General features: G+C 62.8%; 7 protein-coding genes and 2 pseudogenes. 6 read left to right on the forward strand and 3 right to left on the reverse strand.

Features of this window, described 5'->3' with window-relative positions; translation table 11 throughout:
• Window positions 1-154: 154 nt before the first annotated feature.
• A pseudogene (locus tag Q427_RS22360) lies at window positions 155-1,500 on the forward strand (sodium-dependent transporter).
• 69 nt (window positions 1,501-1,569) lie between these two features.
• Here Q427_RS22360 and Q427_RS22365 read toward each other — a convergent pair.
• Window positions 1,570-1,770 carry a PA3496 family putative envelope integrity protein gene (locus tag Q427_RS22365; RefSeq protein WP_043517401.1) on the reverse strand — a complete coding sequence of 67 codons (201 nt, stop codon included), beginning with the start codon at window positions 1,768-1,770 and terminating at the stop codon, window positions 1,570-1,572.
• Between the two features lie 227 nt (window positions 1,771-1,997).
• Between Q427_RS22365 and hexR the strand changes: the two genes are divergently transcribed.
• The 3 genes and pseudogenes from hexR to Q427_RS22380 all read left to right on the forward strand — a co-directional run bounded on the left by hexR (window position 1,998) and on the right by Q427_RS22380 (window position 6,535).
• Window positions 1,998-2,861, forward strand: coding sequence for a transcriptional regulator HexR (hexR, locus tag Q427_RS22370; RefSeq protein WP_043517402.1), 864 nt, complete (start codon window positions 1,998-2,000; stop codon window positions 2,859-2,861).
• A 233-nt stretch (window positions 2,862-3,094) separates the two neighbouring features.
• Window positions 3,095-5,301 (forward strand): annotated as a pseudogene (gene uvrD / locus Q427_RS22375) (DNA helicase II).
• Window positions 5,302-5,434: 133 nt separating this feature from the next.
• On the forward strand, window positions 5,435-6,535 hold the full coding sequence (locus tag Q427_RS22380; RefSeq protein WP_043517404.1) for a TRAP transporter substrate-binding protein: 1,101 nt from the start codon (window positions 5,435-5,437) through the stop codon (window positions 6,533-6,535).
• A gap of 71 nt (window positions 6,536-6,606) precedes the next feature.
• Here Q427_RS22380 and Q427_RS22385 read toward each other — a convergent pair whose 3' ends face one another.
• Window positions 6,607-7,014: an acyl-CoA thioesterase gene (locus Q427_RS22385; RefSeq protein ID WP_043517406.1), complete on the reverse strand. Its 408-nt coding sequence runs from the start codon at window positions 7,012-7,014 to the stop codon at window positions 6,607-6,609.
• A 182-nt stretch (window positions 7,015-7,196) separates the two neighbouring features.
• On the opposite strand from Q427_RS22385, the gene cysZ reads away from it, so the two are divergent.
• Together cysZ and Q427_RS22395 are read left to right on the forward strand one after the other, a co-directional pair.
• Window positions 7,197-7,919 (forward strand): sulfate transporter CysZ, encoded by a 723-nt coding sequence (gene cysZ / locus Q427_RS22390; protein ID WP_043517408.1) that lies wholly within the window; start codon window positions 7,197-7,199, stop codon window positions 7,917-7,919.
• A gap of 79 nt (window positions 7,920-7,998) precedes the next feature.
• A complete protein-coding gene (locus Q427_RS22395) occupies window positions 7,999-8,490 on the forward strand; it encodes a copper chaperone PCu(A)C (protein WP_231613860.1) in 492 nt (163 codons plus the stop codon).
• 50 nt (window positions 8,491-8,540) lie between these two features.
• Here Q427_RS22395 and Q427_RS22400 read toward each other — a convergent pair.
• Window positions 8,541-9,409 (reverse strand): aminotransferase class III-fold pyridoxal phosphate-dependent enzyme (locus Q427_RS22400; protein WP_043517410.1); only part of this gene is annotated, 869 nt, incomplete at its 5' end.

Below are 9,409 nucleotides of genomic sequence, written 5' to 3' on the forward strand. Positions count from 1 at the left end.
CGCCGCATCTCGTCGATGAATTACTGGTAATAGCGTCAATTATCGGATAAATTTGCCGAATAAAGGGCAAAAACACTGCATTAGCACTGCTTTTCTGTCTTGTTACATATCAATAACCTTGTCTAACACTCGCATGTACAATAATAGGTGATTCATGTCGAAACTCGTCCATGCACAGTGGTCGTCGAAGATGACCTTCGTGCTAGCCGCTGCCGGCTCTGCAGTGGGGCTGGGCAATATCTGGCGGTTTTCCTACATGGTGGGAGAGAGCGGAGGTGCCGCCTTCGTTCTGGTCTATCTGGCCTGTGTCGCGGTGATCGGCCTGCCGATACTCGTCGCCGAATGGATGATTGGTCGCCGTGGCCAGAACAACCCCATCAATGCCATGCTGAAACTGGCTTCCAGCAATGGGCAAACCAGGGCCTGGGCGCTGGTCGGGGTCAGTGGCGTGCTGGCCGCCTTCCTGATCCTATCCTTCTACAGTGTCATTGGTGGCTGGTCGCTCTACTACACCCTCAACTCCGTTACCGGTACCTTCACCGGCCAGGATGCCGACAGCGTCGGTGCCATCTTCGGTGGGCTGCTGGGCAACCCCGGGGTACTCCTGCTTTGGCATACTGCTTCATGGCCCTGGTGGTATGGATTGTCGCTCGCGGCGTGACCAAGGGTCTGGAAGGGGCGGTGCGCACGCTGATGCCGGCGCTGGTGGTGTTGATGATCGTGCTGGTGGGCTATGGCATGACCACGGGTCACTTCGGCGAGGCACTGGCCTTCATGTTCCGCCCTGACTGGGGTGCCTTGAGCGGTGATATCGTATTGGCCGCCATGGGCCAGGCGTTCTTCACCCTATCGTTGGGCATGGGCATCATGATGGCCTACGGCTCCTACCTGGGTGAGGACGTCAACCTGCTTGGCACGGCACGCACGGTGATCATCCTGGATACCGGCATTGCGCTGCTGGCGGGGCTGGCCATCTTCCCCATCGTCTTTGCCAACGGCCTGAGCGCGGGGGAGGGGCCGGGGTTGATCTTCGTCACCCTGCCGCTGGCCTTCGGTAACATGACCGGTGGCATCATCCTCGGCCTGATGTTCTTCCTGCTGCTGACCTTCGCCGCACTGACCTCTGCCATATCGCTGCTCGAGCCGGTGGTGGAATTCGTGGAGGAGCGGTCGCCTCTGACCCGGGTGATGGCCACGCTGGCCGGTGGCGTTGCGGTCTGGGCGCTGGGCATCGCAGCATTGATGTCGTTCAACGTCTGGGACGAGTTCCTGATCTTCGGCCTCAACGTATTCGACCTGCTGGATACCTTCACCAGCACGATCCTGCTGCCGCTGACCGGTCTTGGCGCCATCGTCTTCGTGGCCTGGTGCCTGGATCGAAAGAGCGTCGCCGCGGAGTTGAACCTGAGCGCCGGCAGCGAGACGCTCTGGTATGTGGTGGCGCGCTATATTGCGCCGGTGGGCGTGATCCTGGTGTTCATCAACAGCTTGCTGGGGTGACAGGGCCCTGAGCCCCGCCGGGCGGGGCTTGGATGACTGCCTTGGACGGCCGCCGACGGGCGGCCGTCGTCAATGTTTCTCGTCTTCGGCCAGATCGGCGATATTTCGCTCCAGCTGCTTGAATTCGTTGTGCAGCTCGATGCCGCGACGCGCCCGCAGGTTGCGCTGAGCGGCGGTGCGTGAGCGTCTCTCGTGTTCGGCGACTTTCAAGCTCATGAAGATGTCGAGAAGCTCACTCTTTACGGAAGTTACGCGTTCGATCTTGCTCATGATCGACTCTCCCTCTTCTTCTTTGTCGTATCCTCTTGCCTATCTTCTGCTTGCCGAGCTGTTTCGGCATGCCGTCACCCAGCTCGATGGCGACTCGGCTTTTCTACTATACCCCACTTGACAGGATGATGACTAAGTGGGTCATTCCACGTAGAGGGGCCGAAATTCCATATCGACTTCGTGATGGGGCATACTGAACCCTGCGACTGCCAACCAAGGAGTTCAGCGTGAGCCGCGCCCTGTTCGATGAAATGAGACGCCGCATGGAGCACTTTCGCCGCTCCGAGCAGAAGGTGGCGCGCTACGTATTGCGCAACCCCGACGAGGTGATCCACATGCGCATCGTCGACCTGGCCACCGAAGCCAAGGTCAGCGAGCCCACCGTGGTGCGCTTCTGCCGGGCGCTGGGTTGCAACGGCTTCCAGGACTTCAAGCTCAAGCTGGCGCAGATGCTGGCTTCGGGCAGCCAGTTCGCCCAGTTCTCCATGAACGATGATGATTCGGTAGCCGAATTCTCCCAGAGCATCTTCGACTCCACCGTGGGCACCCTGCTCTCGGTGCGTGATCGGCTGGACAACGAGGCCCTGAGCCGGGCGATCCAGGCACTGGCCATGGCCAACCGGGTGGAGTTCTACGGCTTCGGTGCGTCCGGTGCGGTCGCCTTCGATGCCCAGCACAAGTTCTTTCGCCTGCAGATATCCACCGCGGCCTATGCCGACCCGCACATGCAGAACATGTCGGCGGTGACCCTCAAGGAGGGCGATGTGGTGGTGGCCATCTCCCAGACCGGCCGGACCCGGGCCCTGGTCGCCAGCGTGCGCCTGGCCCGCGAGGCCGGTGCCACGGTGATCGGGCTGTGCCCCAGTGGCTCGCCGCTCGCCGAGGAGGTGACCCTGCCGCTTTACATCGACGTGCACGAGGATACCGAGATCTACACCCCGATGAGCTCGCGTATCGCCCACCTGGTGCTGGTCGACGTGCTGGCGGTAGGGGTGGCCAAGACCCGCGGCCCAAGGCTCGCCGAGCAGCTCAAGGCGGTGAAGAAGAGCCTGACGCCGCTGAGGTTTCCCGAGCAGGAAGGCAAGCCGTAGTGGCCTGAAGACGTGGCTTACCCGGCGATAAATCGTCCTCCGACAGCGATTTTCTCCATGACGCTGCCACGCCATTGTAGGAGCATCTTCAGATCGCGACTGGAGGCCGAAGGCCTCCCGGCGGTGTTGCCGACACCAACGATCACGCCAACGCGGCGTCCTCTGCCGAGTCTTCTGCGTAGTCAGGATATGCTAAGCTGAGCGCTCATTTTTCGAGCGGCAGCACCCTTTCCATGGACGACGTCACGGCGATTCTCGATCAACTGAACCCCGCCCAGCACGAGGCGGTCAGTGCTCCCCAGGGCAACATGCTGGTGCTGGCCGGGGCCGGTTCCGGCAAGACCCGCGTGCTGGTGCATCGCATCGCCTGGCTGATGCAGGTCGAGGGCCTGTCGCCCTACGCGGTGCTCGCCGTGACCTTCACCAACAAGGCGGCGCGGGAAATGCGCACCCGCCTTGAGGCGCTGCTGGGCCTGTCGCTGCGCAACGTCTGGGTCGGGACCTTCCACTCCATCGCCCATCGCCTGTTGCGTACCCACTGGCAGGACGCCCGCCTGCCCCAGCATTTCCAGATCATCGACAGCGACGACCAGCTGCGCCTTGTCAAGCGCCTGCTCAAGGAGAATCACGTCGATGACGAGCGCTACCCGCCGCGGCAGGTGCAGTCGTTCATTTCCGGCTGCAAGGAGGAGGGGCTGCGGCCGCACCAGGTGGATGCCCATGGCGATGCCTACCTGGCGCAGATGGTGGACCTCTATGAACGCTACCAGCTGACCTGCGAGCGGGGCGGGCTGGTCGATTTCGGCGAGCTGCTGCTGCGCAGCCTGGAGCTGCTGCGCGACAACCCGGCACTGCTGGCCCACTACCAGGAGCGCTTCGGCCATGTGCTGGTCGACGAGTTCCAGGACACCAATACCCTTCAGTATGCCTGGCTCAAGCTGCTCTCCGGCATGAAGACGCCGATGACGGTGGTCGGCGACGACGACCAGTCGATCTACGGCTGGCGCGGCGCCCGGGTGGAGAATATCCGCCGCTTCGAGCTGGAGTTTCGCGATACTCGCACCGTTCGCCTGGAGCAGAACTACCGCTCCACCAGTGCGATATTGGAAGCCGCCAACGCCTGATCAGCCACAACGCCGAGCGCATGGGCAAGGAGTTGTGGACGGCAGGCAGTCGCGGCGAACCGATCTCGCTCTATGCCGGCTTCAACGACCTGGATGAGGCGCGCTTCATCGTCGATACCATCAAGGAGAAGGTCGACGAGGGCTACAATCGCCGCGAGATCGCCATTCTCTACCGCTCCAACGCCCAGTCGCGGGTGCTGGAAGAGACCCTGATCCGCCAGGGAATGCCCTATCGCATCTACGGTGGGCATCGCTTCTATGAGCGTCTCGAGATTCGCAACGCCCTGGCCTATCTGCGCCTGCTGCTCAATCGCGACGACGATGCCTCCCTGGAGCGCATCATCAACGTGCCGGCCCGGGGCATCGGCACCCGAACTGTGGAGATCCTGCGTGAACGTGCCCGTCACACCGACGTCACGCTGTGGCAGGCGTTGCATGACGGGCTCGCCGACGCCTCGCTCAAGGGGCGTGCCGGCAATGCCATTCAGGCCTTCGCCGACCTCATCGAGCGGCTGGACAATGAGACCGCCGGCATGTCGCTGCACGAGATCATCGCCTATGTGATCGAGCATTCGGGGCTGATCGAGCATCACCGTAGCGAGAAGGGCGAGAAGGGGCAGGCGCGGGTCGAGAACCTCGAGGAGCTGATCAATGCCGCCCGCGCCTTCACCCAGGGCGAGGCGCTGGATCCACCGGAGACGGGGGAGGGCGGCGTGGCACTGGAAGCCTTCCTTTCCGAGGCGGCACTCAACGCCGGCGAGCACGAAGCCGACGAATTTGAAGATGGTGTGCAACTGATGACGCTGCACTCCGCCAAGGGGCTGGAGTTTCCGGTGGTATTCATCGCCGGGGTCGAGGAGGGGCTGTTTCCGCACAGGATGTCGCTGGAGGAGCCCGGGCGCCTCGAGGAGGAGCGGCGGCTCTGCTATGTCGGGCTGACTCGGGCCATGCGCAAGCTCTACCTGACCTATGCCGAGATCCGCCGCATGCACGGCAAGGAGACCTTCCAGCGGGCCTCGCGCTTCCTGCGTGAGATTCCCGCCGAGTACATGGAAGAGGTACGACTGCGTGGGCAGATATCCCGACCGGTCACGGCCATGCGGCCAGCGGTCGGGCTCTCCCGCCAGACCTCGGTCAATGGCGGTGGCGACCTTCCCAGCCTGAGCCTGGGGCAGCGGGTGCTGCATCCGGTGTTCGGCGAAGGGGTGATCCTCAATGCCGAGGGCGAGGGGGAGCGCGCCCGGGTCCAGGTCAGCTTCGAAGGCGAGGGTGACAAGTGGCTGGTGCTGGGGTTTGCCAAGCTCACCCCGCTCTGAGAGCGCCTGTCGTTGACGTCTACGTCAAAAGGCGTGCTTGCTGCCCAATATGTCCTTACGCATACTCTCAGGCGGACACATCGCGCAGCACAAGACGCGAATCAGAATAATCACCCTTGGAGTCACGTACGCCATGCAACGCCGCCTTTTTCTCAAGAATAGCCTCAAGACCGTCGGCCTCGGTGCCGCCGGCGTCGTAACAGCCGCTTTCGTATCCACGGCCAGCGCGCAGGAAACCATCACCTGGGACATGGTCACCTCCTGGCCGACCAACTTCCCCGCCCTGGGCACCGGCGCCAATGATTTTGCCGAACGCATCGAGACGCTCTCCAACGGTCGAATGCGCGTCCGCGTGCACGGCGCCGGTGAGCTGGTGCCGGCAATGGAAGTCTTCGACGCCGTTGCCGCCGGAACCGCCGAGATGGGCCACTCCGCCGCCTACTACTGGCGGGGCAAGGTTGCCGCATCACAGTTCTTCACCGCAGTGCCGTTCGGCATGAACACCACCGAAACCAACGCCTGGCTCTACTATGGTGGCGGCCAGGAGCTGTGGGACGAAGTCTATGCCAAGCACAACCTCAAGCCGTTCCCCGTGGGCAACACCGGTGCGCAGATGGCCGGCTGGTTCAAGGAGGAGATCAACTCGCTAGATGACATGCAGGGGCTCAAGCTGCGCCTGCCGGGTCTGGCTGGTGAAGCGATGAATGGTATTGGTGTCACCACCGTCAACATGCCGGGCGGTGAGATATTCACCTCCATGCAGACCGGCGTGCTCGACGCCGCTGACTGGGTTGGTCCCTACAACGACATGGCCTTCGGCCTGCATCAGGTCGCCGATTACTACTACACCTCGCCGTGGAACGAGCCCACTGCCGTGCTGGAGGGGACTGTCAATCTGGATGCCTGGAACGCGCTGCCGGACGATCTCAAGGCGGTAGTGACCGAGGCGGCCCGAGCCTCCAACCTGGCGATGATCAGTGAGTTCGCCTATCGCAACGCCCAGGCGCTGGACACACTGGTGGAGGAGCACGGCGTCCAACTGCGCACCTTCCCCGATGATGTCGTGGAGGCACTCTACGAGTCCTCGCAGCAGGTCATCCAGAATCAGGTGGAGAACGATCCGGATTCCGCCAAGGTCTACGAATCCTATCAGGCCTTCCAGAACCTGGTACGTCCGTTCCACGACGTGGGTGAATTCGACTACCTCAAGACCCGTGATAACCTCCGGGACTGATCGCACAAGGCAGAGTAAGCTGAACAGGGGCGCCATACGGCGCCCCTGTCTTTTTGGGTGTGCAGAATGGTTCAGGCGCTCTGGTGGACAGCGCGGATCCGTCCCTTGTCGTCCAGTGCCACCATCACGAAACGGGCCTCGGTGACCTTGTGGAGTTCGTCGCCATCACGTTCGTGGGGCTGGCGGCTCCAGACTTCCACGTCGATCTTGACCGAGCTATGGCCAATCTCACGAACGGCCGTGAAGATATTGACCGTCGAGCCCACTCGAACCGGGCACAGGAAGTCCATGGCTTCGATGGCCACCGTGGCGGTGCGGCCACCGGCTTCACGACCGGCTGCCAGCTCGGCGGCCTGATCCATGTGGCTGACCAGCCATCCGCCGGGAATGTCGCCATACAGATTGGTATCCTGGCGGGAAGCCAGTAGCTTGAGCGTCAGCTGTCCCTGGGGGGCGGGCACATCGTCGAGGTCGGTCATGGGTCGTCTGCTCGGCTTGTTGTTGTCTGTGGTCGGTATGGGGTAAAACGAGCTGAATGATATTGCGCTGCAGCGCGCCTGTGCGCCATCTTATACGGCAAGGTCCCCCTGGCTCCAGCCTTGCGACAACCTGTCACCCGGGCTCGCTCACCACCACCACCCTCTCGCCATGAGGAAACACCATGCTGGATGCCTTCACGGCCCTGGTCCGTGGTACTCGGCTTGCCTACTCACCGGGTATGCGTCGTTACGTCTTCGTGCCCATTGGGATCAACCTGGTGGTCTACAGCCTGATGCTGTTCTACGTGGTCACCCACTTCGGTGGTTGGCTCGACGGCTGGATGGCTATGGTACCGGGTTGGCTGGAGTGGCTCTCCTGGCTGATCTGGCCGCTGTTCGTGCTCAGCCTGGTGCTGGTGGTGTTTTTCACCTTCACCCTGGTGACGCACCTGATTGCCGCGCCCTTCTATGGCTTCCTGGCCGCCAGGGTAGAGGTGCTGGCCACCGGGCGGCCGCCCCTGGATGATCGGGGCCTGGCCAGGACGGCAGTGGATGCGCTGGGCCGTGAACTGGTCAAGCTCGGCTATATCCTCCCCAGGATGGCGCTTCTGTTCGCAATCAGCTGGATTCCCGCTGTCAATCTGATCGCCCCGCTGCTCTGGCTCCTGTTCTCCGCCTGGATCATGGCCATCACCTATCTCGACTACCCCATGGACAACAACAAGGTCAGCTTCGCCGACATGCGGCGTCGCCTGGCGTCACGCCGTTGGCCAACGCTGAGTTACGGGGCCTGGGTAACCCTGATCACCTGGATCCCGCTGGCCAATCTCTTCCTGCTTCCCGGTGCCGTGGCGGGTGCGGTGCTGATGTGGGATGGCCACTATCGGGGCATGCCAGCCTCCTGACCCGGGCAGGGGGTGTCAGGGAGCTGCTACCCTTAAGGGTGTCTGAGTGTATTCACAAGCCGCACAAGGATTTCACCCCATGCGTCCCATGTTTGTTCTGATGCTGGCCGCCACCCTGTCGATGGCTGCTTCGGCCATGGCACAGGAGTATCGGCTGGATGATCTGTTGATCACCTACCCCTTCGCCACGCCCTCTCCGCCCAGTGTCGACCACGCTGCCGTCTACATGGACATATCCATCGCCGGCGACGAGCCCGACGTACTGGTAGGGGCGAGCACCCCCGCCAGCGATACCGTCGAGTTTCATGACATGGCCATGGAGGGCAGCGTCATGCGGATGTTTCCTGTCGGCGAAATCGAAGTGCCCGCCAGCACCCTTCTGACCATGCGCCCGGCAGGGGGGTATCACCTGATGTTGATGAATCTCGTCGCACCGCTGCGGGAGGACGATAGTTTCCCGATGTCCCTGACCTTTGCCGAGCGGGGAGAGATGGAAATCCATGTGCGGGTCCAGAGCGCAAGCGATGGGAGTGCCGATGCAGATGAACTGCTGCACCGACACAATCACTGATGTAATCGGTTAGAGCCCCGGCTGGCGGTCGCGAGCAATCTGAGTAGGGTTTACGTCAGGGAATCGAGGGTCGAGGCCACGGCGTCGAAGAGCCGCTCCAGCTCCACTTCCGTGGAGCCGAAGGGTGGGCCGAACTGCAGGGTGTCGCCGCCGTAGCGCACATAGAACCCCGCATTCCAGAGCGCCATGTGGGCATCGCGAGGTCGCACGGTGGGGTCGCCGCCTCGGGGGGCAAGCTGGATCGCTCCGGCCAGGCCGTGATTGCGGATATCCACCACATGGGGTCTTCCCTTGAGGGCGTGCAGCTTTTCCTCGAATACCGGGGCAATGGCGCGAACCTGGCCGGGGAAGTCCTCCCGCTCGAGCAGGTCGAGGGAGGCCAGGGCGGCAGCACAGGCCACCGGGTGGGCGCTATAGGTGTAGCCATGGGAGAACTCGATGGCGTGCCCGGCCCCGCCCGCATGCATGAAGGTATCGAAGATCTCGCTGGAGGCGATCACCGCGCCCATGGGCACCGCACCGTTGGTGAGCTGCTTGGCAATGTTCATCAAGTCCGGTTTCACGCCGAAGGCCTCGGCACCGGTGATCGCGCCGCTGCGGCCAAAGGCGGTGATCACCTCGTCGAAGATGAGCAGGATGTCATGGGCGGTGCAGATCTCCCGCAGCCGGTCGAGATAACCCTTCGGCGGCACGATGACTCCGGCGGAGCCCGACATCGGCTCGACGATCACCGCGGCGATATTGGAGGCATCGTGCAGGGCGATCTGGTCGAGCAGGGCATTGGCGAGTTCGGCGCCGCTCTCGGCCTGGCCGCGGGTGAAGGCGAGGTGAGGCTGCAGGGTATGGGGCAGGTGCGTCACGTCGAGCAGTTGCCCGTAGTGCTTGCGGTTGCCGCCGATCCCGCCGAGGCTGGTGCCGC

The sequence above is a fragment of the Halomonas sp. BC04 genome (genome assembly GCF_000568385.1).

What these genes read in the sequence shown, in the direction of transcription:
- Q427_RS22385 (WP_043517406.1), bottom strand. Translation starts at nt 7,014, where the DNA reads ATGACCGACCTCGACGATGTGCCCGCCCCCCAGGGACAGCTGACGCTC.
- Q427_RS22395 (WP_231613860.1), top strand. Translation starts at nt 7,999, where the DNA reads ATGCGTCCCATGTTTGTTCTGATGCTGGCCGCCACCCTGTCGATGGCT.
- Q427_RS22380 (WP_043517404.1), top strand. Translation starts at nt 5,435, where the DNA reads ATGCAACGCCGCCTTTTTCTCAAGAATAGCCTCAAGACCGTCGGCCTC.
- Q427_RS22365 (WP_043517401.1), bottom strand. Translation starts at nt 1,770, where the DNA reads ATGAGCAAGATCGAACGCGTAACTTCCGTAAAGAGTGAGCTTCTCGAC.
- cysZ (WP_043517408.1), top strand. Translation starts at nt 7,197, where the DNA reads ATGCTGGATGCCTTCACGGCCCTGGTCCGTGGTACTCGGCTTGCCTAC.